Origin of the sequence: Xanthobacter oligotrophicus (assembly GCF_008364685.1) — a bacterium.
Classification (GTDB): Bacteria; Pseudomonadota; Alphaproteobacteria; order Rhizobiales; family Xanthobacteraceae; genus Xanthobacter; species Xanthobacter oligotrophicus.
This window is the reverse complement of record NZ_VTTL01000004.1, coordinates 58,870-82,616: the sequence shown is the minus strand read 5'-3', so window position 1 is coordinate 82,616 and position 23,747 is coordinate 58,870. Positions and strand designations below refer to the sequence as shown.

Annotated in this window: 26 protein-coding genes and 1 other RNA gene; 11 read left to right on the top strand and 16 right to left on the bottom strand. The window is 68.8% G+C overall.

Features of this window, described 5'->3' with window-relative positions; all coding sequences use genetic code 11:
* Nucleotides 1-12: 12 nt before the first annotated feature.
* The 4 genes from FZ033_RS07380 to ygfZ all read right to left on the bottom strand — a co-directional run bounded on the left by FZ033_RS07380 (nucleotide 13) and on the right by ygfZ (nucleotide 2,849).
* Entirely contained in the window at nucleotides 13-609 is a 597-nt protein-coding gene (locus FZ033_RS07380) for an SspB family protein (protein WP_149575515.1), read from the bottom strand.
* A gap of 139 nt (nucleotides 610-748) precedes the next feature.
* Nucleotides 749-1,114: a transfer-messenger RNA gene (gene ssrA, locus FZ033_RS07375) on the bottom strand.
* A 149-nt stretch (nucleotides 1,115-1,263) separates the two neighbouring features.
* A complete protein-coding gene (locus tag FZ033_RS07370) occupies nucleotides 1,264-1,935 on the bottom strand; it encodes a DNA-3-methyladenine glycosylase I (RefSeq protein WP_149575514.1) in 672 nt (223 codons plus the stop codon).
* 35 nt (nucleotides 1,936-1,970) lie between these two features.
* Nucleotides 1,971-2,849, bottom strand: coding sequence for a CAF17-like 4Fe-4S cluster assembly/insertion protein YgfZ (gene ygfZ, locus FZ033_RS07365; RefSeq protein ID WP_149575513.1), 879 nt, complete (start codon nucleotides 2,847-2,849; stop codon nucleotides 1,971-1,973).
* Between the two features lie 78 nt (nucleotides 2,850-2,927).
* Between ygfZ and FZ033_RS07360 the strand changes: the two genes are divergently transcribed.
* Complete coding sequence (locus tag FZ033_RS07360) at nucleotides 2,928-4,268, top strand: dihydroorotase (RefSeq protein ID WP_149575512.1); 1,341 nt, start codon at nucleotides 2,928-2,930, stop codon at nucleotides 4,266-4,268.
* 87 nt (nucleotides 4,269-4,355) lie between these two features.
* On the opposite strand, the gene FZ033_RS07355 is transcribed toward FZ033_RS07360, so the two are convergent.
* Both FZ033_RS07355 and xseA read right to left on the bottom strand, forming a co-directional pair.
* Nucleotides 4,356-4,577: a DUF2093 domain-containing protein gene (locus FZ033_RS07355; protein ID WP_149575511.1), complete on the bottom strand. Its 222-nt coding sequence runs from the start codon at nucleotides 4,575-4,577 to the stop codon at nucleotides 4,356-4,358.
* Nucleotides 4,578-4,650: 73 nt separating this feature from the next.
* Nucleotides 4,651-6,105 (bottom strand): exodeoxyribonuclease VII large subunit, encoded by a 1,455-nt coding sequence (gene xseA / locus FZ033_RS07350; protein ID WP_149575510.1) that lies wholly within the window; start codon nucleotides 6,103-6,105, stop codon nucleotides 4,651-4,653.
* Between the two features lie 187 nt (nucleotides 6,106-6,292).
* Here xseA and purD point away from each other — a divergent pair, with 187 nt between their 5' ends.
* From purD to FZ033_RS07330, 4 genes are all read left to right on the top strand, one after another.
* Nucleotides 6,293-7,576 (top strand): phosphoribosylamine--glycine ligase, encoded by a 1,284-nt coding sequence (gene purD / locus FZ033_RS07345; RefSeq protein ID WP_149575509.1) that lies wholly within the window; start codon nucleotides 6,293-6,295, stop codon nucleotides 7,574-7,576.
* Nucleotides 7,573-8,010 (top strand): acyl-CoA thioesterase, encoded by a 438-nt coding sequence (locus tag FZ033_RS07340; RefSeq protein WP_149575508.1) that lies wholly within the window; start codon nucleotides 7,573-7,575, stop codon nucleotides 8,008-8,010. The genes purD and FZ033_RS07340 overlap by 4 nt, the downstream gene beginning before the upstream one ends.
* A 78-nt stretch (nucleotides 8,011-8,088) precedes the next feature.
* Nucleotides 8,089-8,664, top strand: coding sequence for a DUF1214 domain-containing protein (locus tag FZ033_RS07335; protein WP_012113431.1), 576 nt, complete (start codon nucleotides 8,089-8,091; stop codon nucleotides 8,662-8,664).
* Nucleotides 8,665-8,807: 143 nt separating this feature from the next.
* Nucleotides 8,808-9,341 carry a DUF1254 domain-containing protein gene (locus FZ033_RS07330; RefSeq protein ID WP_012113430.1) on the top strand — a complete coding sequence of 178 codons (534 nt, stop codon included), beginning with the start codon at nucleotides 8,808-8,810 and terminating at the stop codon, nucleotides 9,339-9,341.
* Nucleotides 9,342-9,445: 104 nt separating this feature from the next.
* On the opposite strand, the gene FZ033_RS07325 is transcribed toward FZ033_RS07330, so the two are convergent.
* From FZ033_RS07325 to FZ033_RS07310, 4 genes are all read right to left on the bottom strand, one after another.
* On the bottom strand, nucleotides 9,446-9,640 hold the full coding sequence (locus FZ033_RS07325) for a hypothetical protein (protein ID WP_149575507.1): 195 nt from the start codon (nucleotides 9,638-9,640) through the stop codon (nucleotides 9,446-9,448).
* A 136-nt stretch (nucleotides 9,641-9,776) separates the two neighbouring features.
* The gene (locus tag FZ033_RS07320) at nucleotides 9,777-10,121 is read right to left on the bottom strand and encodes a DUF1491 family protein (protein WP_149575506.1); all 345 of its coding nucleotides are present in this window, start codon (nucleotides 10,119-10,121) and stop codon (nucleotides 9,777-9,779) included.
* Nucleotides 10,122-10,841 carry a peptidoglycan-binding domain-containing protein gene (locus FZ033_RS24525; RefSeq protein WP_149575505.1) on the bottom strand — a complete coding sequence of 240 codons (720 nt, stop codon included), beginning with the start codon at nucleotides 10,839-10,841 and terminating at the stop codon, nucleotides 10,122-10,124.
* On the bottom strand, nucleotides 10,838-12,292 hold the full coding sequence (locus FZ033_RS07310; RefSeq protein ID WP_149575504.1) for a sensor histidine kinase: 1,455 nt from the start codon (nucleotides 12,290-12,292) through the stop codon (nucleotides 10,838-10,840). The genes FZ033_RS24525 and FZ033_RS07310 overlap by 4 nt, the downstream gene beginning before the upstream one ends.
* Before the next feature lie 259 nt (nucleotides 12,293-12,551).
* Between FZ033_RS07310 and FZ033_RS07305 the strand changes: the two genes are divergently transcribed.
* Both FZ033_RS07305 and FZ033_RS07300 read left to right on the top strand, forming a co-directional pair.
* Nucleotides 12,552-13,004, top strand: coding sequence for a DUF5330 domain-containing protein (locus FZ033_RS07305; protein WP_149575503.1), 453 nt, complete (start codon nucleotides 12,552-12,554; stop codon nucleotides 13,002-13,004).
* 133 nt (nucleotides 13,005-13,137) lie between these two features.
* Nucleotides 13,138-13,560: a SufE family protein gene (locus FZ033_RS07300; protein ID WP_138399321.1), complete on the top strand. Its 423-nt coding sequence runs from the start codon at nucleotides 13,138-13,140 to the stop codon at nucleotides 13,558-13,560.
* Nucleotides 13,561-13,664: 104 nt separating this feature from the next.
* Here the strand turns inward: FZ033_RS07300 and FZ033_RS07295 are convergent, their stop codons facing one another.
* From FZ033_RS07295 to cysD, 6 genes are all read right to left on the bottom strand, one after another.
* Entirely contained in the window at nucleotides 13,665-14,204 is a 540-nt protein-coding gene (locus FZ033_RS07295) for a hypothetical protein (protein WP_149575502.1), read from the bottom strand.
* A gap of 184 nt (nucleotides 14,205-14,388) precedes the next feature.
* Nucleotides 14,389-14,517: a hypothetical protein gene (locus tag FZ033_RS24520; RefSeq protein WP_269149855.1), complete on the bottom strand. Its 129-nt coding sequence runs from the start codon at nucleotides 14,515-14,517 to the stop codon at nucleotides 14,389-14,391.
* Nucleotides 14,518-14,834: 317 nt separating this feature from the next.
* Complete coding sequence (locus tag FZ033_RS07290) at nucleotides 14,835-15,860, bottom strand: GntR family transcriptional regulator (protein ID WP_149575501.1); 1,026 nt, start codon at nucleotides 15,858-15,860, stop codon at nucleotides 14,835-14,837.
* A 444-nt stretch (nucleotides 15,861-16,304) separates the two neighbouring features.
* Complete coding sequence (locus FZ033_RS07285) at nucleotides 16,305-17,117, bottom strand: enoyl-CoA hydratase/isomerase family protein (protein ID WP_188079366.1); 813 nt, start codon at nucleotides 17,115-17,117, stop codon at nucleotides 16,305-16,307.
* Between the two features lie 169 nt (nucleotides 17,118-17,286).
* The gene (gene cysC, locus FZ033_RS07280) at nucleotides 17,287-19,230 is read right to left on the bottom strand and encodes an adenylyl-sulfate kinase (RefSeq protein WP_232847371.1); all 1,944 of its coding nucleotides are present in this window, start codon (nucleotides 19,228-19,230) and stop codon (nucleotides 17,287-17,289) included.
* Between the two features lie 41 nt (nucleotides 19,231-19,271).
* Nucleotides 19,272-20,066, bottom strand: coding sequence for a sulfate adenylyltransferase subunit CysD (cysD, locus tag FZ033_RS07275; RefSeq protein ID WP_149575500.1), 795 nt, complete (start codon nucleotides 20,064-20,066; stop codon nucleotides 19,272-19,274).
* Between the two features lie 322 nt (nucleotides 20,067-20,388).
* Here cysD and FZ033_RS07270 point away from each other — a divergent pair, with 322 nt between their 5' ends.
* From FZ033_RS07270 to FZ033_RS07255, 4 genes are read left to right on the top strand one after another with little or no spacing between them, the layout of a single operon-like run.
* The gene (locus FZ033_RS07270) at nucleotides 20,389-20,703 is read left to right on the top strand and encodes a DUF2849 domain-containing protein (protein WP_149575499.1); all 315 of its coding nucleotides are present in this window, start codon (nucleotides 20,389-20,391) and stop codon (nucleotides 20,701-20,703) included.
* Between the two features lie 40 nt (nucleotides 20,704-20,743).
* Nucleotides 20,744-22,399, top strand: coding sequence for a nitrite/sulfite reductase (locus FZ033_RS07265; protein ID WP_149575498.1), 1,656 nt, complete (start codon nucleotides 20,744-20,746; stop codon nucleotides 22,397-22,399).
* Nucleotides 22,386-22,889, top strand: coding sequence for a DUF934 domain-containing protein (locus tag FZ033_RS07260; RefSeq protein WP_149575497.1), 504 nt, complete (start codon nucleotides 22,386-22,388; stop codon nucleotides 22,887-22,889). The genes FZ033_RS07265 and FZ033_RS07260 overlap by 14 nt, the downstream gene beginning before the upstream one ends.
* 4 nt (nucleotides 22,890-22,893) lie before the next feature.
* The gene (locus FZ033_RS07255; protein ID WP_149575496.1) at nucleotides 22,894-23,658 is read left to right on the top strand and encodes a phosphoadenylyl-sulfate reductase; all 765 of its coding nucleotides are present in this window, start codon (nucleotides 22,894-22,896) and stop codon (nucleotides 23,656-23,658) included.
* Nucleotides 23,659-23,747 lie beyond the last annotated feature (89 nt).

The window sequence follows — 23,747 nt, the reverse complement described above, 5'->3', positions numbered from 1 at the left end:
CCGAAGGGCCGGCTACTTCTTGTTGCGGAAAACGTCGAGCTGCACCACCTGGGCGCCGCTCGCGGGCCGCTCGCCGGCGTCCGGACCCGCGTCCTGGCCGGTTGCGGCAGTTTGGCTCGCTGCGGTGGGCACGGCGCTCGCGAGCACCGGCTCGGAGGCGGCGCCCCGTGCGGGCTTGAGCGGCGCAGGTGCGTTGGCGGAGCGTGGCGCCTCGAACGGCGTCTCGTCGCTCTCCTCGGCCTCGCTCTCGTTCGCGGCCAGCTCGAACTGGAGGCCGAACTTCACGGACGGGTCGAAGAAGCCCTTCAACGCGGAGAACGGCACCAGCAGCCGCTCGGGAATGCCGCCAAACGACAGGCCCACCTCGAAGGTGGTGTCGGTGACGATGAGATCCCAGAACTGGTGCTGGAGGACGATAGTCATCTCCTCCGGATACTTCTCCAGCATGCGCGGGGAGAGGCGGACGCCCGGCGCGCGGGTGTCGAAGGAGATGTAGAAATGGTGCTCGCCCGGCAGGCCTGTCTTGGCCACATCCAGGAGCACGCGGCGCACCACGGAGCGCAAGGCCTCCTGGGCGAGAAGATCGTAGCGGATATGATCGACCGACATGAGCCCGCAGCACTTCCCCGTCCGGCCCGGTGATCCAGAAGGCTCCGGGCACCTTCCGGGGGGCCATACGGGAGCGCCGTATCCGGAGGGTCTGGCTATGGAGCTTCCAACCTTCCCTCGTCCGGCCGGATGGAAGGGAAGTGGAGGCTTCTGTTGCCAGGTGCCTCCGAACCCCGCCTAGCCAGTGCTACCCGGTAGGACTTTGATTTCGATCGTCAAACCGCTCACGCGGCCAGAGCAACCGGAGCATAGTTGTCATTCGCAACTATCAGTTCGGCCCGATGACGGCGGAACCATGCCGAGCGAAAGTATGCCCTTTACACCCTCGTCGATCCTATTTCGCCCCCGCCGGAGCCCGCCTCCCCGCGAGGGGAAGTTGGGCTTTGGTGGAGGCGCCGGGTACCGCCCCCGGGTCCGAAAGGCTTATTCCGACACCCATTTATCGCCGTATCCGACTTGCGTCGGCAGAATGAATATAGGCGCCACCCGCCGGCGATGAAAGGGGCGCGCACCACAAAGTCCGCCGCCATCCCCGACCCTTTGTCGCGGAACCTTGTACCGACCCCGGTCTTCGACCGGCACCGGGCGGATTCGCTCAGGCGCCGCGCGGGCTTGGACCCTCCGCCGATGAGTGAAGCTCATCGGCGGAGGGTCTTACGGCTTGGCGCAATGACAGCCGGCCAAGTGGTCGTCCACCAGCCCGCAGGCCTGCATGGCGGCATAGACGATGGTCGGGCCGACGAACTTGAAGCCTAGTCCCTTCAGCCGCTTGGACAGGGCAATGGACTGCGCCGTCTGCGCCGGCACGTCGGCAATGCGGGAGGGCCGGTTCACCCGCGTCTCGCCGTCCACCGCCTCCCACATCAGATCGGAAAAGGCGATGCCCTTTTCCTGAAGGTCGAGATAGGCGCGGGCGGAGGCCACCGCGCCCTCCACCTTGGCCCGGTTGCGCACGATGCCGGCGTCGGCCATGAGGGCCTCGACCTTGGCGGCGTCATAGCGGGCCATCTTTTCCGGCTCGAAGCCATCGAAGGCGCGGCGGAAATTCTCGCGTTTCCGCAGGATGGTGATCCAGGAGAGTCCGGCCTGGAAGCCGTCCAGCAGCAGCTTCTCGAACAGGGCGCGGCTGTCGCGCTCGGGCACGCCCCATTCGTCGTCGTGATAGGCCATGTAAAACGGGTCGGTGCCGCACCAGAAGCAGCGCGCGCGCCCGTCCCCGTGCCGGAGCAGCGGCGCGCGCTCGGCCTTCACCGCCGGCTCGGTCTCCTTTGCGCTTGCAGCCTCGGGCACACTCTTTTTCGCGTTTCCCGCCTTCGGCCCTGTCATCGCCCCTCCCGCCTCCGGCTCTGCAATCGCCCCTCTCAGCTTCCCTTGAACTTCCGGTCCAGCTCGCTCACCTTCTTTTCCCATTCCATGGAAAAGACGGCCCAGTCGGGGCGGCGCAACTCCACCGGAACCTCCCCGGCGAGAAGCGGCACGCCGTCGGTCTTGGCATCGTTGGCGCGATCAAGGCGCACCGTGGCGATGCCGCGCCCGTCCGTCACCGACAACACCTGCCCGACGCTCTTGTCGCCGGCCGTGATCTCCTGCCCGGTGGCAAGCGGGGTGTCGAACAGCACTTCCACCAGCCGGTTGCGGGGGGTGGAGCGGTGCTCCATGCGGCTCACCACCTCCTGGCCCACATAGCAGCCCTTCTTGAAGTCCACCCCGCCCAGCTGGTCCATGTCGGCCTCGTGGGGGAAGGTGTCGCCATAGGCGAAATCCGGCCCGCCCTTGGGGATGCCGAGGGCGATGCGGTGCGCCTCATAGGGCACAGGATCGGACGACAGGGCTTGCGCCGCTACCAGCGGCAGCACCAGCCGCTGGCCCAGGGCGGCAAGGCGCGGGTCGGGATAGAGCGCGCCCTCGGGCACCTCCCCCGCATCGCCGAACACGGCGGCGACGGCGAAATCGTCCGCCTTCTCGAAGGTCACCTTGGCCCGCAGGCGATGGAAGGTGAGGCGCTTCAGCAGGTCCTCGGCCCGCTCGGCGGGAACGTCGAACAGGAAGGCATCCTCGCCTTCGCTGTAGAAGAGGAAGTCGGAGATGATCTTGCCCTGCGGGGTCAAAAGCGCGCCGTAGCGCGAGTCGCCCTTCGCCATGGTCTGCACGTTGCAGGTGATCACGCCATGGAGAAACTTGGAGGCTTCGGGGCCGGTGGCACGAATGAGCACACGATCGGTCAAATAAACGACGGGCATGGGGGCCGTCCTTGTCAGAAAAATAAAAACCAGATTTAAGGCCGCTTGCCTGTCCCCATCAAGAGCGAGCTTCCTCCCATGCCCGTGACTTTCGATCTGCTGCTCAAGGGCGGCGCGGTCGCGACCCCCGCCGGCATTGCCGTTGCGGACATCGGAGTGACAGGCGGACGCATCCGCGCCATCGGCGCGCTGGGCGCCGCAAGCGCGGGCGAAGTGGTGGACGCCACCGGCCTGCACATCCTGCCCGGCGTTATCGACACCCAGGTGCATTTCCGCGAACCGGGGCTGGAGCAGAAGGAAGACCTGGAGACCGGGTCCCTTGCCGCCGTAATGGGCGGGGTGACGGGCGTGTTCGAGATGCCCAACACCATTCCCCAGACCACGTCCGCCTCGGCTCTGGAAGACAAGATCGCGCGGGCTACCGCCCGCATGCATTGCGACTTCGCCTTCTATGTGGGCGGCACCCACGACAACGTGAAGGACCTGCCCGAGTTGGAGCGCCTGCCGGGGGCGGCGGGCGTGAAGGTGTTCATCGGCTCGTCCACCGGCTCGCTGCTCGTGGCGGACGATGACGGGGTGCGGAACATCCTGAAAGTGATCCGCCGCCGCGCCGCCTTCCACTGCGAGGACGAGCCGCGCCTTCAGGAGCGCAAGGGCCTGCGCGTTCCCGGCGATGCTTCCTCCCACCCGGTGTGGCGCGACGAGATCGCGGCGCTGACCGCCACCCGGCGCCTGGTGAACCTCGCCCGGGAGACCGGGGCACGGGTGCATGTGCTGCATGTGACCTCGGCGGAGGAGATGGATTTTCTCGCCGACGCCCGCGACGTGGCCTCGGTGGAGGTGACGCCCCACCACCTCACCCTGGCGGCGCCCGACTGCTATGACCGGCTCGGCACGCTGGTGCAGATGAACCCGCCGGTGCGCGACGGCCGCCATCGCGATGCCTTGTGGGCGGCGCTCCAGAGCGGCGTGGTGGACGTGCTCGGCTCCGATCACGCCCCCCACACCCTGGAGGAGAAGGCCAAGCCCTATCCCGAAAGCCCCTCGGGCATGACCGGGGTGCAGACCCTGGTGCCGCTGATGCTGGACCACGTGGCCGCCGGGCGCCTGACGCTGGAGCGCTTCGTGGACCTCTCCAGCTCCGGCCCGGCCCGGCTGTTCGGCATCGCCCGCAAGGGGCGCATCGTGGTGGGCTATGACGCCGACTTCACCGTGGTGGACCTGAAGCGCCGCGCCACCATCACGGTGGACTGGATCGCCTCCCGGTCCAAGTGGACGCCCTATGACGGCAAGGAGGTGACCGGCTGGCCCGTGGGCACTTTCGTGCGCGGCCGCAAGGTGATGTGGGAGGGCGAGCTTACCGGCCCCGCCTCCGGCGCGCCCATTAGCTTCCTGGAAACGCTTCAGCCGCAGGGTTGAGAGCAGGCTGGTCCTCAAGCTGTTCCAACGAAAGAGGGCGCGCCACCGGCGCGCCCTTTCTTTTCGATGGCAGCACTTCCGGGAGCGTCAGCCCGCCGGACGCTCCTTCACGCGGGTCAGCACCGCCTCGGGGCCGGCATAGGCCTCCTGGAGGTCCACGCTCCAATAGCGCAGCTCATCCAGCGGAATGGCCTGCCCGGTGACGGCGCAGCGCACGAAGCTGCCCGGCCGCAGGATGCGGAACTCACCGTCGAGGTAGCGGACCTCCGCCTCGCCATGGGGCTCGGGGAAGCGTTCGAATCTGTTCATCACCGCCGTCATCGTCCTGAAAGAAGAATTTCCAGCATAGCCATTCGGTCCGCGGCGCGAAAGAGGCGCCGGCTCACGGATCGAACAGAGTCGGCCCCTCGACCTTCGGCGGCTTCTTAGATCTGGCCGGGCGCGACCGCGCGGGCGCCGGAGGCGTTGCAGCCGGCGCCGCATCCCCCGTCACCGCCGCCACATGCCCGTCGGCGAACTGAAGGTCCAATGCCGTCCCCGGCCCAAGGCCAGCGGCGAAGTGCACCGGCTGGCCCTGCGCGTCGCGCACCAGCGCGAACCCGCGGCTCAGTACCCCCTTGAAGGACAAGGCATCCAGCAGTTGGCCCGCCGATTTCAGCCGCGCCGTCCGCTGCTCGCGCGCCACTGTGAAGGCGCGCTTCAGCCGGCCCTCCAACGTCTCCAGCCGGTCGCCGGCGCGCTCCAGGCGCAGCTTCAGCGCCTCCGGCGACAGCCGGGCGCGCGCGGCCACGAGGCGCAGGCGGTGGGCCGCAGCATTGGCCTTGAGGGCGCGCGGCAGGCGCTCGCTCGCGGCATCGAGCCTTTGCCGGGGCACGGAAAGCAGGTTCTCCGCGCTGGGCAGGAGGCGGGACAAGCCACGCAGGTCCGCCCGCCGCCGTTCCAGAAGCCGCACCGGCGCGGCGGCGAGGCGCCCGCCGAGGTCTTCCACCGCCGCGATCAGCTCGGAGCGCACCGGCACCACCATCTCGGCGGCGGCGGTGGGGGTAGGCGCGCGCACGTCGGCGGCGAAATCGATGAGGGTCACGTCGGTCTCGTGGCCCACGGCCGCGATCAGCGGGATGGCGCTTTCCGCCGCCGCCCGCACCACCTCCTCGTCGGAGAAGCCCAGAAGGTCCTCCAAAGCGCCGCCGCCCCGCGCTACCACGATCACGTCCGGGCGCGGGATGGTGCCGCCCACCGGCAAGGCGTTGAAGCCGCGAATGGCCGCCGCCACCTCCGCCGCCGAGGTCTCGCCCTGCACCCGCACCGGCCACACCAGCACCCGGCGCGGAAAACGGTCGGCGAGGCGGTGGAGAATGTCGCGGATCACCGCCCCGGTGGGCGACGTGACCACCCCGATCACCTGCGGCAGGAACGGCAGCGCGACCTTGCGCGCCGGATCGAACAGGCCCTCGGCCGCGAGGCGGCGCTTGCGCTCCTCCAGCATGGCCATGATGGCACCGGCGCCGGCGAACTCCAGCGCCTCGATGACGATCTGATAGCCGGACTTGCCCGGATAGGTGGTGAGGCGGCCGATGGCCACCACCTCCAGCCCCTCCTCGGGCTTCAGGCGCAGGCGCTGGAAGGTGCCCTTCCAGATCACCGCGTCCAGCCGTGCCCCGGCATCCTTCAGGCTGAAATAAGCGTGGCCCGAGCCGTGAGGCCCGCGATAGCCGGAGATTTCGCCGCGCACCCGCACGTGGCCATAGGCGTCCTCAACCGTGCGCCGGAGCGCTGCGGAGAGCTCGGAAACGCTCCATTCTGGCGCGTTGGCGCGGGGTTCGGCGACATCCACCATCGAATCGCAGTCGGCTGTTGGTCAAGGAATAAGCATAGCGGGAAAGCCCCCCATGCGGCGAGCGCAGAGCCGTGCCTCTTGTTTGCGCGGCTCCGAGCCGATAGGCGATTGTGACAAGAGACTCATCGCAAGAGACGTTGGCAGAAACGTCCGAGCGAGACATGGGGCAACGCACAGGGGAGGCCGCATGAACATCCTGCTGCTCGGATCGGGAGGGCGCGAGCACGCCCTCGCCTGGAAGCTGGCGCAGAGCCCAAGTATCGGCCAGTTCTACGCCATACCGGGCAATCCCGGCATCGCCGAGCACGCAGAGCTGATCGAGGGCATACCCCTCTCGGCCCACGACACCATCGTGAAATGGTGCCAGGACCACGGCATCGGCTTCGTGGTGGTGGGCCCGGAGGCCCCGCTGGTGGCGGGGCTGGTGGACCGGCTCGAGGCGGTGGGCATCCCCGCCTTCGGTCCCACGGCTGCGGCCGCCCGGCTGGAGGGCTCCAAGCTTTTCACCAAGGAATTGTGCAAGGCCAATTCCATACCCACCGCCGCCTTCGGCCGCTTCACCTCCGCCGCCGAGGGCGCCGCCTATGTGCGCCAGCAGGGCGCCCCCATCGTGGTGAAGGCCGACGGCCTCATGGCCGGCAAGGGCGTCGTGGTCGCCCTCTCCGAGGAAGAAGCGGTGGACGCGGTGGAGCAGGTGTTCGCCGGCGGCGGCACCGAGGTGCTCATCGAGGAGTTCATGGAGGGCGAGGAGGCCAGCCTGTTCGCTTTGGTGGACGGCGAGACGGTGGTGCTCTTCGGCAGTGCGCAGGACCACAAGCGCGCGTTCGACGGCGACCTCGGCCCCAATACCGGCGGCATGGGCGCCTATTCGCCCGCCCCGGTGCTGACGCCCGAGCTGGAGCGCCGGGCGCTGGAGGAAATCCTCATCCCCACCGCCCGCGCCATGGTGGCGGCCGGCGCGCCCTATCGCGGCGTGCTCTATGCCGGGCTGATGCTGACGGCCGATGGCCCGAAGCTGGTGGAATACAATTGCCGCTTCGGCGATCCCGAATGCCAGGTGCTGATGCCCCGCTTTACGGGGGATCTGGTCCAGGTGCTGCACGCCACCGCCACTGGTCACCTTGCCGAGGTGACGCCGGAATGGTCGCAGGATGCGGCCATGACTGTGGTCTATGCCTCGCGCGGCTATCCCGGCCCGCATCAGGTGGGCAGCCCCATCGGCGGGCTCGATGCGGCGGCGGAGTTGGACGGCGTGCTGGTGTTCCAGGCGGGCACACGGCGCAAGGGGGTCGGGCTGGTCTCCAACGGCGGACGCGTGCTGAACGTCACCGCCACCGGCGCCACCCTCGGCGAAGCCCGCGACCGGGCCTATGCGGGCATCGCCCGCATCGAATGGCCGGACGGCTTCTACCGCAGCGACATCGGCTGGCGCGCGCTGGGCAAAGCGACACCCGGCAAGGTTGCCCGATGACCGCCCGCGAGAAGCCGCCCCTGCCTGTGCTGGACGATTTCCCGGTCAAGGCGAGCGACACCATCCGCTATGGCGACACCGACAAGCTCGGCCATGTGAACAACGCCGTCTTCTCCACCTTCCTGGAGACCGGCCGCACCCGGCTGCTGCTCGATGCCCCCCACAAGGTGGCACCCGAAGGGGCCGGTTTCGTCATCGCCCGCCTGGTCCTGGACTACCGCGCCGAGATGCACTGGCCGGGACAGGTGGAGATCGGCACCGGCGTCCTCTCGGTGGGCCGAAGCTCGGTCTCCATCAAGCAGGCGCTGTTCCAGAACGGCGTATGCACCGCCACCGCCGAAACCGTGGTGGTGCTTTTCGACACCACCCACCGCCGCCCCCTGCCCCTGCCGGACGCCAGCCGGGCCGTGCTGGAAGGCTATCTGGTGCGATAGGGGGAGGCCCTTGCGTCCGCCGCTTTGCGCCGGCCGGCATTGTGCTCTAGATAGGGGGCCGACAGCCCCGGATGTGCCGTGCGCCTTCTGCCTCTTGCCTTCACGCTTCTCGTCGCCACCATTCTCGGGCTCGGCGTCACCTGGTTTTCCGTCACCCACTCGCGCGGGCTCGACGTGGTGCGCGCCGGCGCATGGCAGGGCTGGCCCCGCGCCGGCACGGCCAAGGCGGACCCCTACGCCCGCGCCGCCTTTGCCCGCTCGGGCGAGCTACCGCTGGAACTGGCCGACGGCCTGCTCTTCCTTGCCGCCACTGATGATGCCGGCAGGCCCATCGACGGGCGCTGCGAGACGCGCATCGTCGGGGTGCTGCCCCAGGCCCGGCTGTGGACGCTGACCCTCATGGACCAGGACGGCCACCTCATCGCCAATGATGCCGGCCGCTTCGGCTTCACCAGCGCCGAGGTGGTTTATCGCGACGACGGTGCCATCGACGTGCGCCTCTCCCCGCGCGCCCGCTCGGGCAACTGGCTGCCCACCGGCGCCCGGCCGCGACTGAAGGTGGCGCTCCGCCTCTATGACGCGCCGTTCTCCTTCGCCTCCGGTGCCGCGGACGCGGCCGTCCTGCCCAAGATCACGCAGGAGGCCTGCCTGTGACGACGCTGGACGATCTGCGCGAGGAAGCCTCGACCGTTGCCGCGCGCCTTGCCCGGCGCGCTGGGCGCTTCCTCGGCAGCCTGCCGCGCCCGCATTTCTCCCACCCGCGCCTGTCGCGGCCACGCTTCGGCTCGCCCGGTCAGGTGCTGCTGTTCGTTGCGTTCGCGGTGGTGCTGGGTGCCATCGCCCACATCGTCTCCATCCTCGCAATGCCGGCGCTCGCCGAGCGCAACGCCTATGCCCGGCTCTCCGAGCGGATGGATTCCAACGTGCTCACCCTGCTGCCGGACCCATCGCCCCAGGAACAGGTGCTGCCCATGATGGACCCCGCCTTCGTGTCGGCGGTGTGCCTTTACGATCTGTCGGAAGCGCCGCTGAAGGTGCGGGTGCCGGCGACGGCCGACTACACCTCGGTGTCCTTCTACACGGCGGAGGGCCTCGCCTTCTACGCGCTGAGCGACCAGGCGGCCGGAAAGGTGATCGAGCTCGACCTCATGACCGCGAGCCAGAAGGCGGCTTTGCCGGAAGACGAGGAAATCACGGCCGCGGATCGGCTGGTGATCGAATCCCCCGCGCTGGAGGGCATCGTCGCGGTGCGGGCCTTCGTGCGCGAGCGGGGCACGCGGGCTTTCGTGCGGCGCCAGCTCGAAGCCGCCACATGCACACTCTCCAACTAGGGCGTTTTCCGCTCGCCCCGGCTCACGGCAATCGCTCCAGACTCGTGTATTGACGCGCTTTCTTCACGCAAACCACGGGCCACTTCGCTCGAAAACGCTCTAACTCAGCGGGCGCGCCGGCCGTGGTTGCTGCGGGGCACGGGACCCGGCAGTTGCGCCTCATACCGTTCCACGCGCACCACCGGCAGGATCACGATGTCCGCGCCTGCGGTCCGGACCTCGTCTCCATCCCTCTTGCGGGTGGTGGCGCGGCGCTCAGCCAGCGTCCACGCGTCGGGGAACGCAATGACAGTGCTCATGCTCTTCTCCTCGATCAAGAGCCGTGATCACAACGTCGCTGGCGTTCTTATGGTTTCGTGCACCTGAACGGGAGATTAACCGATCATGGCGGGCGGCCCCGCCTACCTCGCCCCGTTGGCCTTGAGTCCGACTGGCTCAGTCCTTGGCCAGATCCAGGAAATGCCGGCCGGCGCGGTCCTCGATCTCCACCACGAAGATGTCCGGGTCGAACTTCAGCTCCCGTGCGATGCGCGCGTCCGCATCCGCCTCGGGCCGGCCGGGTTCCACCAGAACCGAGAACAGGCGGTCGCCGGGGGCGCCTTCGTCGAAGGCGCTCTGCGGCGCGGGGCCATAGAGCGCGGCCGTCCCGTCGAGGCGCGAGGCCTTGACGAAGATGGCCCCCGCCTCCTCGGCGCCCCGGCGCACCACGGCACCATAGGCGCCTTCCACCTGGGCGCGGCGGAGAAGCGCGGAGACGAAGATTGCGCTCTTGAGCCGCATTCAGTTGACCGTGACGCCGGAGACCGAGGCCAGCTCGCGCACGAGCTTGTCGCTGACCTCGCCGTCGGCGGTCATGTTGCGGTCGCGCTGGAAGCGCTGGATGGCGGAGCGGGTCTCGCCGCCGGGCCGGCCGTCCACCTTCAGCGGACCGTAGCCAAGCTTTGCCAGCGCCTTCTGCACAGCGAGCAGGCGCGGCGAGGCCGGCACGTCGCTCGGCGGACGCACCGCGCCGGTCACATCCGCCCCGGCGCCGACGCTGGCCGGCGGACGGCGTGGCACGGGATCGGCATAGGCTTGCGCGGTCGAGCGGCCGGCCGCAGCCGTGCCGGGCACCAGCGGCACCGGCGTGCCGGTCACGGTGGTACGAATGGACAAATAGCCGAGCGCGCCATCGGTGGCGCCGCCGGTGGAGGCTGCGGGCGAGCCACCGGGACTGTGCGGCGGCAGCGGCACGGTGGTGCGGTTGGTCTTGGAGCGGTCGAGGGCCTGGATGGCCCCGGCCGGGCGGGCCTCCGGCAGCGGAGCGCCGGCAGGCGGCGCCTGCAGCAGCAGGAGGTTGACAAGGAATGCCCCGGCGGCGGTCAGAGCGACGGCGCCGGCCGCCATGTCGAGCCGGCGCAAGCGCCGTTCCTCGTTCGCACGGGCGCTCGCCGCCAACGGGTCCACCGCCGCCGGCGCGTCCTCGCCCAATCCCCCCGCCATGACCGGTTCCAGCTTCATGCCAACCTCTTCGCCCGGGTATCGTCGAGGCGGGCGGGAAACGGCGCCACCACGCCCTCGCCCCGCACCGCCGGCTCAGCCGCAAGCGGCAATGTCACGGTGACGCTGGTGCCCCGCCCCGGCGCGCTCTCCACCCGGAGGTCGCCGCCGTGCAGCTTCACCAGCCCTTTCACCACCGCGATGCCGAGGCCGCTGCCCCGGGCACGCTGGGTGCAGTCGCCGGCCTGGAAGAACGGCTCGCCGAGCCGCGCCACATCCTCCGGCCGCATGCCGGGGCCGGTGTCGCGCACCCGGATGGCGACCGCCTCGCCCTCGCGGCGCACGCTCACCTGAACGCGACCGCCCTCGGGCGTGAATTTCACGGCGTTGGACAAAAGATTGAGCACGATCTGCTTGAACGCCCGCCGGTCGGCACTGATGGCCGGCAGGCGGGGGGCGAACACCGTCTTCACCGCCACGCCCGCGCGTCCGGCATCGATGGCCACCATTTCGGCGCAGCCGGCGACGAGGGCGGCCACGTCCACACCCTCGCGCTCCAGCTCGTAGGCGCCCGCCTCCACCCGCGAGAGATCCAGGATGTCGTTCACCAGACCGAGCAGATGCTGGCCGCTCTCGTGGATGATGCGCGCGTAATCGGCCTTGCGCGCGTCGTCGAGGGGGGCGCCGGTCTGCGTGGCCAGCAGCTCGGAAAAGCCGAGGATGGCGTTGAGCGGGGTGCGCAGCTCATGGCTCATGGCGGCGAGGAAATGGCTCTTGGCGGCATTGGCCTCCTCCGCCTCGGCGCGGGCGCGGGCGGCATCGTCGGCCTTCAGCCGTTCGACGGCAGCCGCCTGCCAGGGCGCCCGCCAGATGATCCGCACCAGGCCGGAGCGCAGGGCCGTGCAGCGCGCCTCCACGGTCATGAAGGCCGGCGCGGTTTCCGCCTTGCCGTCGCAGCGCAGCCGCAGTTCGCAGCGCTGCGCCCTGCCGTGATGCGCCGCCTGCACGGCGGAGAGGAAGGCCGGCCGGTCGGCCACCAGCACGCGCTCGAACAAAGCAAGGCCGGCGAAGGCGGAGGCCGATGCGTCGGCGAATGGCCCCTCCATCGCCTCCACCACCGCCACCTCCCCGCGCAGGCCATGGCGGGTGACGAGGAGGGCATCGTCGGGAATTTCCTCGCTGGCGCGGGTCGCGGCACGGGCCAGCCCGCCGGCCACCGCCGCCAAGGCGGTCGAGACGAGGCCGGTGGCCACCAGCGCGGTGGCATTCAGGAATGCCCCCTGGACCAGGCCCGTCACCTCGGCCAGGAGCACGATGGCACCGCAGCCCAGCGCCAGCACGCCAAGGCCCGTGAGCGTGGCGCCGGTGACCCGCCCGAGCACCGCAAGACGCGGCAGGCTCTCGCCGCCCGCACCCCGCTTGGGGCCGGGACGGGAAACATCCACCGCTTCGCCGATGCCGAGGTGACGCACGCCGCCCCCTGTCAGATGCCCGCACCAGCGGGCCGAATGCTGTGAAAACCTGTGCGCCGGTCTCCCGGCACTGCGGAGAACACCCTGCCACGGCAGGCTTTAAGCGAACGCTAAGCCGGGGCGGCACCGCCTGCTTTCAGCGTTAACGATGTCTTGAAAAGTGCGCCCCTGCGGCACCCCCGCGGGGCCCCGCGGCCCCCCTCCTCTGGTATTCTGCAAAGGCGTCGGCATCAGGCCCGCGCGTTTTGACGAGGGGGCCATGTTCTTTCTGCTGCGCCTCGCCTTCTGGATCGGCCTCGTGCTCCTGCTCCTGCCGCTCGGCCTCAAGGGCACCGACGGCAAGGAGGTGAGCGTGTTCGACGCCTTCGGCGCCGCGCAGGCGCTGGTGGCCGACCTCAAGGGCTTCTGTGAGCGCCAGCCGCAGGCCTGCGCGGTGGGTGGGCAGATGGCGAGCCACCTCGTGGAAAAGGCGCAGGTGGGCGCCAAGTGGTTGCACGATTCCATCGGCTCCGCCCCCTCGGGCGAGGCGCCGCATCCGCCTGCCGGCGTGCCGGGTGCGGGCCAGACGGGCGCGCTCGACCTCTCGCCCCAGGATCTTTTGCCGGTCTGGGGCGGCGGCGAGAATGGCCGCACGGTTCTTCCTCAAGGCGTCCAACCCGCCGCGCCTGCGGCCCCCGCTCAGCCGCCGCTGCCGCCGCGCCGGCCCGCCTGACGCCTGAAATCGCCACGCAGAATCAAAGTGACCGCATTCCTTGCCGGCTGTGTTATGCTGCAGCGCAAGGATCTCTGGGCGCCCCTCCCGTTTTCCGGGCGGGCGCCTCTAAGTGGGACGAGGAATTGGCCTCATGAACGCAGACGACCTCATTGCCGATTTTGAATTCCTGGACAATTGGGAAGACCGCTACCGGCACGTCATCGAGCTGGGCAAGAAGCTGCCGCCCTTCCCCGACGCCGAGCGCAACGAGACCAACAAGGTACAGGGCTGCGCCAGCCAGGTGTGGCTCATCTCCGACCTGAAGCAGACGCCGGCCGGCACCATCATCGAGTTCCAAGGCGATTCCGACGCCCACATCGTGCGCGGCCTGGTAGCGGTGCTGCTCCATCTCGTGTCGGGCCACAGCCCGAAGGAGATCATGGAGACCGACATCCTCGGCGTGTTCCGGCAGATCGGGCTTGAGGGTCACCTGACGCCGCAGCGCTCCAACGGCCTGCGCTCCATGGTGGAACGCATCCGCGGCCACGCCCGCGCGGCGCTCGCCGCCGCCTGAGGTTTCGGCCCCGACCGGTCTGGACCGGTTCCGTCTTACGTTTGCCCATAGGCGCCGGGCTCGTCCCGGCGCCGGATTGCGTTTGAACGAGACTGCGATTGGGATCAGGCGGGGCTGACGGTACCGCGCACCGCGACCTCGGCTGCGGCAAGGCGCCGGTACAGGCTGCGCTGCCGGGCGATGGGCCACCAGTCGTAAAGGAAGATCTCCATGGGTCGCCAAAGCGCGACCCAGCCGAGGATCAGCAGGCCCTCTGCCGCGAACCCCGCCAAGTTCCGCGAGAACGCCCCCTCCCCGATCAGGCCGGCGATACCCAGGCAGACGGCGAGCACCGCGCAGCCGATGGCGAGGGACAGCCGCCCGATGCGGAACAATTCCTTCAATTCACCCGCCACCGCCACCTCGCGATCCACGAAATAGTGTCGCAGCGCCTCGGGCAGGCCCTTGGCCTCGGGCTTGGCGGCTTCCGCTTCAGGCAGGTGCACGACGATGCGCACCGGCGAGCGGCGCGGCATCTCCCGCGCCCAGGCGACGATATACGCCTCGGCCTCGGGGTCGAGATCCCGCTCCCGGAAGGGAAAGGGATCGAGCATGTTGAAGAGTTGCGAGACCCGCTCGACGCGGATCTCGATGTCGGTGTCCATGGGGATTGCCCAATCCGCCCCGCTCGAGAAAAGCCCGATGCTTTTCGACCGAATCGAAGCGAGACAGGATCTAAAGCACCCACCGATCAGATTGCACGGCAATCTGATCGGATTCGGCTCTGAAAGCTCAACCCGTCCCGACTTAAGGAAAGAGAGGATTCCCGATGGCGAACGGCGGTGCGCCTCAGCGGCTGCCGCGGCGCGCCCGCACGCGCACGGGTACCGCCTGCTTCTGCCGCGCCGCAAGCTGGGCGAGGACCATGGTCCCGACAAGAGCTGCGAGGGCGAGAGCGGAACCGGCAATGAGGGACATGGAGATCCTCCTCCAAGACGCTTGCGACCATCGTCGGCAAGCAGACAGAACCTGCGCCGACGAACAGGTTTATCTTAACCCTGTTCGGGCCGCGCGCTACCCGTCTGGATCAACAAATAGGTGCCGCGCCGGTGGCAACGAGGGGCGTCACGGCCATGTGACCACGCCGAAGCTGGCGGCCGAGACAGCGGCATGCGACAGCCTCGCACAAAACCAATTCTGATCAATGGGTTATGAGTTCACCCGGGAATTGAGGCCTCGGGCGGCATTGAAAAAATGCCGCCGTGCGCCGTCGGCGCCGGCCCGGGCGCTCGGCGCTACAAGGGCGACAGGTAGGGCAGCGGCCCCGGCGCCGGGGCCTGCCGCACGCGCTCCAGGCGCTCCATGGCGCGGGCAAAGGAGCCGTCGAGGTGGCTCTTGAGCGCCTCCACCGCCGCTTCAGCATGGCCGGCGGCGAGCCGCTCCGCCACATCCATATGCTCGGCGAGGAACGGCTCCACGCCAGGCGCCCGCGCGGCGGCGTCATAGAGGAAGGTCAGGGCCACCAGCAGCGTCTGGTAGGTGGAGAGGGCATCCATGAGGGTGGCGTTGCCGCAATGGCCGAGGAGGCTGATGTGCAGTTCCTCCTCCAGAGCGCTGAGGCGCCCCCCGTCCACGGCTTCGGGGGCGGCCATGGCATCCGCGAGGTTGCCCCTGAGCGCGGCGAGGGTCGCCGGCGGCAGGCGCGGGGCGGCAAGGCGCAGGGCCGCCGGCTCCAGGATGGCCCGCATCTCGAACAATTCAGCCACGTAAGCGGGCGTGAGAGCCGGCGCATACCAGTGCTGGCGCGCATCCTTGCGAACGACGCCACGCTGGTGAAGCCGCGACAGCGCCTCCCGTGCCACCGTGCGGCTGACGCCGTAGGCGGCGGCGAGGTGATTCTCCACCACGCGGAACGAGCCGAAGGCGCTGCGGGTGACCACCTCGTGCTCCACCTCCTTGTAGATGCGTTCCCAGGTGGATTCGGGGGCGAGGTGGACATCCGCCGCCGGCGCCTGTTCGGTGAAATCCGGGACGGGGCCGATGGGCAGCTCGACGACGAAGCCGTGCCCCTCGGCGCGGCGCACCAGGCCCAATTGCTCCAGCCGGGCAAGGGCTTGGCGCGCCGGAGCGCGGGAAATGCCGAAGCGCTCGGCCACTCGGGATTCGAGCAGGCGCTCGCCGGGCCGCAGCGAACCGGCAACGATCTGTGCCGCCAGAATGTCGAAAGCCCGCTCGTGCAGGCGGGGCGCCACCCCGCTGGTCCGCGCCGCCTCCCGGCCGGGCTCAGCCGCTTTACCGGCAGCAGGGATCAGATGTCCCATCGCGTCCTCACCGTCCCTGTTGCCCACCGCATTGCGGAAAGGGTGCCGGAGCGGGAGCTAAATGCCAAGCTCAACAAAGGCTTGTGCCTGGCGCGGGATGCCGCACCCAAGACGCTGGAGCCATGCTCGCCAGCGGCCAGAGCGCCGCGCCGCAGGCGTTCAAGCCGCACACGACGCCAAATGGCAGTGCTGATCAGCCGAAAATGACGGCGGCGGCAATGACGCCGTAGGCCAGAAGGAAGAGGAAGCTGTCCCGAAGGACGCGCCCGCGTGCTATGGTCATAATTCACTTCCTATTATGTCCAGTCATTTTATATGGAAAGTGAATATCGTCAATAAACATTTTTATTATGTGTATTTGGATTTAAGCCATCCCCTCCCCGCCGACGAAAGCCGGCGGGCGGCGCAAGGCTTGCGGCAAACCTTGAGGATCGTGCGGCCGGGCTACCGCCCCTCGAAGCGGGGCGCGCGCTTTTCCACGAAGGCGGCGGCGCCCTCGGCGAAATCATGGGTTCCGGAGCTGGCGATGAAGGCATCGCGCTCGGCGTTCAGCTGGTCCGACAGGCTGTGGTTGAAGGAGGCGCGCAGCAGGTGCTTGATGCGGCCATAGGCCAGCGTCGGCCCGGCGGCGAGGCGCTTCGCCAACGCCTGTGTCTCGGCTTCGAGATCGGCCACCGGCACCACCTTGTTCACCAGCCCCAGCCGCAGCGCCTCCGCCGCGTCCACCGTGTCTGACAGCAGCGCGATCTCCATGGCCTTGCGCAGCCCCACCACCCGCGGCAGCGAGAAGGTGGACGACCCGTCCGGCGAGGTGCCGATGCGGGTGTAGGCCAAGGTCATCTTGATGTCGTCGGCGGCGATGGCGAGGTCGGCAGCCAGCGCCACCGAGACGCCGGCCCCCGCCACCGCGCCGTGGAGGCACGCGATCACCGGCGCCGGCATGGCGGCGAGCGAGACGATGGCATGGTGAAACGGATCGATGATGGCGCTCACCACCTTCGGCGCGTCGCGGCCGGCCGCGTGGAAGCGGCCCACGTCGCCGCCGGCCATGAAGGCCCGCCCTTCCCCCGAAAGCACCACCACCCGGACGCTCTCGTCCTTCGCCACCTGGTCCACCGCCGCCTTGAAGGCCAGCACCGCCGCCTCGTTGATGGCGTTCAGCACCTGGGGGCGGTTGAAGCGGATGCGGGCGATGCCCTCGGCGATGTCGAGGCGGATGGGGTGTTCGTCGGCGGCGGCGCTAGTGGGGGCGCTCATTGGGGGCGTTCCTCGGGCGTTTATCGGCTCGGCCGCTCGCGGGATGCGGCGGCGGCCTCATGGATTGGGACCGCCAAGCTGCCAAAGCCGGAGCATCGCCACAAGGCGGCCGGGCCGAGAGTTTTTTCAGGCCCGGCGCCGACGCACCCTGCCGCGCTCGCCCCCACCCTCAGATCGGCGAATCGGTATCCGGCGGGAACAGCACGCCGGCCTCTTCCAGATAGGCCTCCAACGCCGCCAGCGTGACGGCGATGTCTCCGGTGGTGTCCAGCACCAGCTCGGGCGCCTCCGGCTCCTCATAGGGCGCGGAAATGCCGGTGAAGCTGGCGATCTCGCCCTTGCGGGCCTTGGCGTAGTGGCCCTTGGGGTCGCGCCCCTCGCACACTTCCAGCGGGGCGCGGATGAACACCTCGTGGAAGAAGCGCGCGCCCACCTCCCGCGCCTGCTCCCGGTCGGCGCGCGTGGGCGACACCAGAGCGACGATGGCGATGTGGCCGTTGCGGGCAAGGAAGCCGGCCATGTGGGCGACGCGGCGGATGTTCTCCGAGCGCTCCTGCGGCGAGAAGCCGAGGTCGGCGTTGAGCCCGGTGCGCAGGGTATCGCCGTCCAGATAGACCGGCGAGCCGCCGAGGTCGAACAGGCGCCGCTCCAGGGCCCGCGCCACCGTGGACTTGCCGGAGGCCGGCAGCCCCGTGAGCCACAGCACGGCGCCCTGGTGATGGAAGCGTGTGACCCGCTCGGCCGCCGTCACGGCCGAATCCACCGCCACCACGGGGCCACGCTTCGGCGCCTCCAGACGCGCCTCGCGGGCCGCGTGCAGAATGATGCCGCCGCCGCAGATGCGCCGGTCCCGCTCCACCACCACGCGGCCGGTGAAGGCGTTGAGGTGGTAGGGATCGGCCGGCAGGGCCTGGCGCAAGGTAATTTCCACCTCGCCCACATAGTTGCGGCCAAGGCTCGCCTGGCCCTCGGTGACGAGATTGGCGGGATCCACCGCGCTGGTCACCGCCGAGACCACGCCCGGCGCGGCGGCGGTGGAGAGGCGCACCACCACCGGGTCGCCGGCCTTCAGCGGTGCGTCGTCCAGCCAGAACAGGCGCACCTTCAGGCTTTTGGCGGCGCGGGGGCGCTGGTCGCCATGGGCGGCGATGTCGCCTCGGGTGACGAAGATATCCTTGTCGAGGGTGATGCCGGCGGACTGGCCGGCCTCAACGGTGGTCGGCGCCGGGCCGGGCCACGCCTCGATGGACTTTACGCGCGCGGTGGCGCCCGACGGCTCGAAGGCGAGTTCGTCACCCACCGAGAGGCGGCCGCTCTCGATTCGCCCGGCGAGGATGCGCCGCTCGTCGAACTTGTAGACCGCCTGGATGGGGAAGCGCAGCGGCTGGTCGGCCAGGCTCGGCGGCGCGGTGAAGGCGTCCAGCGCCTCCACCACCGTGGGGCCGGAATACCAGGGCAGGCGCGCGGTGCGCTCGGAGATGAAGTCGCCATCGCGGGCCGAAACCGGGATGACGAAGGTGGGGCGCAGGCCGAAGCCGCCGAGATAGGCGCCCACATCTTCCTCGATGGCCGCGAATGCCTCCTGGTCGAAGGCCACGCGATCCATCTTGTTCACCACCACCGTCACCTGCCGCAGGCCGAGCAGGTGCAACAGGAAGGCGTGACGGCGGGTCTGCTCGCGCACGCCCTCGCCCGCATCCACTAGCAGCAGGGCGGCATCCGCCTGGGCGGCGCCGGTGACCATGTTGCGCAGGAATTCCACATGGCCGGGCGCGTCGATGAGCACATAGTCGCGCTTGGCGGTCTTGAAGCGGATCTGGCTGGTGTCCACCGTGATGCCCTGGTCACGCTCGGTCTGCAGCGCGTCGAGCAGGAACGACCACTCGAACGGCATGCCGCGGCGGGCGGAGACTTCCTTCAGCATCTCCAGCTTGCCGTCGGGCAGTGAGCCGGTCTCGTGCAGCAGGCGGCCGACCAGGGTGGACTTCCCATGGTCGACGTGGCCGACGATGACGATGCGCAGAAGCTCACGCTCCTTGGCCGCCGGCGCGGCGGAGGACGTGGCGAGCGGCAGGGCGGACGTTGATGCGGAAGCGGACGTTGACGCGGACATGGCAATGATCTCTTCAAAATCTCGGGAGGCGGCGCGCTGGCTCACAGGTAGCCGGCGGTGCGCAGGCGCTCGAAGGCGTCCTCGGATTCGTGGTCCATGGCACGGCCCGAGCGCTCGGAGGTCCGGGTGACGGCGAGCTCGGCCAGGATCTCGTCCAGGGTGGATGCGTCCGACTCCACCGGGTTGGTGATGTCCTGGTCGCCCAGCGAGCGGTAACGCTTGCCGTCCTTGGAGAAATACAGCGGGATCACCGGAATGCCCTCGCGCTGGGTGTAGGCCCAGATGTCCATCTCGGTCCAATGCAGGATGGGATGGATGCGCACATGGGCGCCGGGGGTCAGGGCAGTGTTGTACTGGTCCCAGAACTCCGGGGGCTGCTCGCGCACGTTCCAGGCGCCGTCGGTGCCGCGCGGGGAGAAGAAACGCTCCTTGGCCCGGGTCGGCTCCTCGTCGCGGCGAATGCCGGCGATGACGCCGTCGAAGCCGTGCTTGGCCAGCGCCAGGCGCAGGCCTTCGGTCTTGCGGGCGGCCGAGCGGGCGGCGGGGGGCAGGGTGGGGTCGGTGCTCTCGATGGGGGGGCAGTCCTCGATGATGAGGTCGAGGTCCCATTCCTTGGCGTACTGGTCGCGGAAGGCGTACATCTCGGGGAACTTGCGGTGGGTATCCACGTGCATGGCCGGGAATGGCAGGCGGCCGAAGAAGGCCTTGCGCGCCAGGTGGATCATCACGTTGGAATCCTTGCCCAGCGACCACAGCATGGCAATCTTGCGCAGCTGGGCGAAGGCCTCGCGGAAGATGAAGATGCTCTGCGCTTCCAGCGCATCGAGACGCGTCATGACGTCATTCCTTCGTGGCACCGCTGAAGGTGCCGGTCTGCCCCGGTCTCGGCCTGCCCGCAGACCGCGGGACACGCCGGGCCGGAGCCCATCCAAACCGAACCGCCCTCCCCTTCCGCCTTGACCGCGCCCGGGCCGGGCGCCACAGACGGCGGGCAACCTTTAAATTCTACCAAACTGGTAGAATTTACATTGACGAGAAGCGGTTATTTTCATATTGCGCATTTTTGATCGGTAATTTAGCTTAAGACACACGTCAACTGGATTATTTAGCGCTCTCCCGCTGTGAGATGGGAAATCGGGCGCGCGGAGCGGCTTTTTCATGACCTCCCCCTTGCAGCGCAAGCTCAAGATCAGCGGACCTACGGTGGTGACCGCCAACCGTCTCGCGGATGGCATTTCCGTGTGGCTCACCGCCACCGGCGGCTGGAGCGAGACCATCGCCCAGGCCGCGGTGGGCACCACCAGCGACGAGGTGCTGCGGCTGCTCGACATCGCCCATGGGGACGAAATCACCGCGGTCGGCGCCTATCCGGCCCCGGCAATTCTGGCGGCCGACGGCACGCCGCAGCCGGCCAACCTGCGCGAGCGCATCCGCGTCACCGGCCCCACCATTTCCCTGCCCGGCGCCGCCTGAGATCCCTCAAGGGACCCCGACGCCCAAGCGAGTAGGCCTCATGTACGTCTATGACGAGTTCGATCGCACGTTCCTTCAGGAGCGCGTCGCCGAGTTCCGCGACCAGGTGGCGCGCCGCCTGTCGGGGGAGCTGAACGAGGAGGAGTTCAAGCCGCTCCGCCTGATGAACGGCGTGTACCTGCAGCTCCACGCCTACATGCTGCGGGTGTGCATTCCCTACGGCACCTTGTCCTCGCAGCAGCTGCGCGCGCTCGGCGCGGTGGCTCGCAAATATGACCGGGGCTACGGCCACTTCACCACGCGCCAGAACATCCAGTTCAACTGGATCAAGCTCAACGAGCTGCCGGACGCCATGGCGGACCTCGCCAAGGTGGGCATCCATGGCCTCCAGACTTCCGGCAACTGCATCCGCAACACCACCACCGACCCCTGGGCCGGCGCGGCGGCGGACGAGGTGGAGGATCCGCGCCTCTATGCGGAGGTGATCCGCCAGTGGTCCACCCTGCACCCGGAATTCACCTACCTGCCGCGCAAGTTCAAGATCGCCATCACGGCGGCCAAGCATGACCGCGCCGCCATCCGCGTGCACGACATCGGCCTGCGCCTCCACAAGCGCGACGGCGAGACCGGCTTCGAGGTGATGGTGGGCGGCGGGCTCGGCCGCTCGCCCTTCATCGGCAAGACCATCAAGGACTTCCTGCCGAAGGAGCACCTGCTCTCCTACCTGGAGGCGGTGCTGCGCACCTATAATCTGGGCGGCCGGCGCGACAACATCTACAAGGCGCGCATCAAGATCCAGGTGCACGAGATGGGCGCCGAGGCCTTCGCCAGGAAGGTGGAGGCCGAATGGGCCGAGATCCGCGACGGCGCCCTGAAACTGGACGAAGCCGCCCTCGACGCCATCCGCGACCGCTTCCAGATCCCGGACCTCGATGCGGTGGACGACCAGCCCGCGGAGCTGGCCCGCGCGCTCGCCACCGACGCCGCCTTCGCCCGCTGGCACGCCAATTCGGTAGCGCCCCACAAGGCGAAGGGCCATGCCATCGTCACGCTCTCGCTGAAGCCCGTGGGCGCCCCGCCCGGCGACGCGACGGCGGACCAGATGGACGCCATCGCCGACCTCGCCGACCAGTATGCCTATGGCGAGATCCGCGTCGCCCACGAGCAGAACCTCACCTTCCCCTACGTGCGGCAGAAGGACCTGCCGGCGCTGTGGGCGAAGCTGAAGGCGATCGGCGTCGCGACCCCCAATGTGGGCCTCCTCACCGACATCATCTCCTGCCCCGGCCTCGACTATTGCTCGCTGGCCAATACCCGCTCCATCCCCATTGCGCAGAAGCTCACCGAGCGCTTCGCCGACGAGGCGCGCATCGCCGACATCGGCCGGCTTCATGTGAACATTTCCGGCTGCATCAATGCCTGCGGCCACCACCATGTGGGCCACATCGGCATTCTGGGCGTGGAGAAGAAGGACGAGGAGTTCTTCCAGATCACGCTGGGCGGCAAGGGCAATTCAAAGGCCCGCATCGGCGAGCTGATCGGCCCCGCCGTTGCGGAAAGCGAGATCGTGGACGTGGTGGAAAGCCTCGTCGATACCTATCTCAACCTGCGGACCTCTCCCGCCGAGACCTTCGTGGCGGCGGTGGAGCGCCTGGGAATCGAGCCTTTCAAGGAGCGCGCCTATGCCCCTCGTTAAGAACGGGGCGCCTGCCGCCGACCTGTTCGTTGCCGTCGCCGACGGCGAGCCGCTGCCCGACGGGCCGGTGATCGTCTCTGCCGCGCGCCTTCTTGCGGACGGCCCGGCGCTCATCACCCGCAATGGCGAGATCGGCGTCGCCTGGCCCAACGACAAGGATGTGGCCGAGCTTCAGCCCTTCCTGTCGCGGCTGTCCCTGATCAGCCTCGCCTTCCCCAAGTTCCGGGACGGGCGCGCCTACAGCCAGGCCCGGCTGTTGCGTGAGCGCTACGGCTACAAGGGCGAGCTGCGTGCCGTGGGCAACGTGCTGCGCGACCAGGTGCTGATGATGGTGCGCGCCGGTTTCGACGCCTTTTCCCTGGAGAAGGCGGCGGACGTGGAAGCATTCGGCAAGGCGGTCGCCACCTATTCCGTCTTCTACCAGCCCACGGGCGACCATCGCCCCACCGTGCGCGACGTCCGCACCGCGCCGGCGGCCACAGGGGGATAGTCCCATGACAGCCAGCCAAAGCGCCAGCCTCCCCTCCACTCCTTTCGACCAGCCTTCGTCCGGCACCCCCTTGGGCGCAGGATCGGGCTTCGACGTGGCGGCACTCGATGCGAAGCTCAGGTCGGCCGCGCCTCTGGAAGTCATCGCGGCGGGGCTTGCCGCCTTTCCCGGCCGCATCGCCGCGGTCTCCTCCTTCGGGACGGAATCGGCGGTGCTGCTGCACATGATCTCGCAGGTGGACAAGGCGACGCCGGTGCTCTTCCTCGACACTGGCCACCTGTTCGAGGAGACGCTGGCCTATCGCGACACCCTCATCGCGCGCCTCGGGCTGACGCAGGTCCTCACCTTCCATCCCGATCCGGTGGCACTCGCCGCGCGCGATCCGGAGAACGGCCTGTGGTCGGATGACCCGGATGCCTGCTGCGGCCTGCGCAAGGTGGAGCCGCTGGCCCGCGCGCTCGGCCCCTATGCCGCCTGGATCAACGGCCGCAAGCGCTACCAGGCATCGACCCGCGCCGACATTCCCTTCGTGGAGGAGGATGGGACGCGGGTGAAGTTCAACCCGCTGGCGGCGCTCGGTCGCGACGACCTGCTCGCCTACATGGATGCTCACGCTCTGCCGCGGCATCCCATGGAACAGTTCGGCTTTCCCTCCATCGGCTGCATGCCCTGCACTTCGCGGGTGAAGCCGGGTGAGGACCCGCGCGCCGGCCGCTGGCGCGGAAAGTCCAAGACCGAATGCGGTATCCATATTGGCGATGGGAAATAATTTAATTCCATCGAATTTGTGATAAAAGGTGTTGACCCTTCGCGAGGCCAGTGCCATCGTTTGTTTTATCGAACAAACGATCCGTTTGA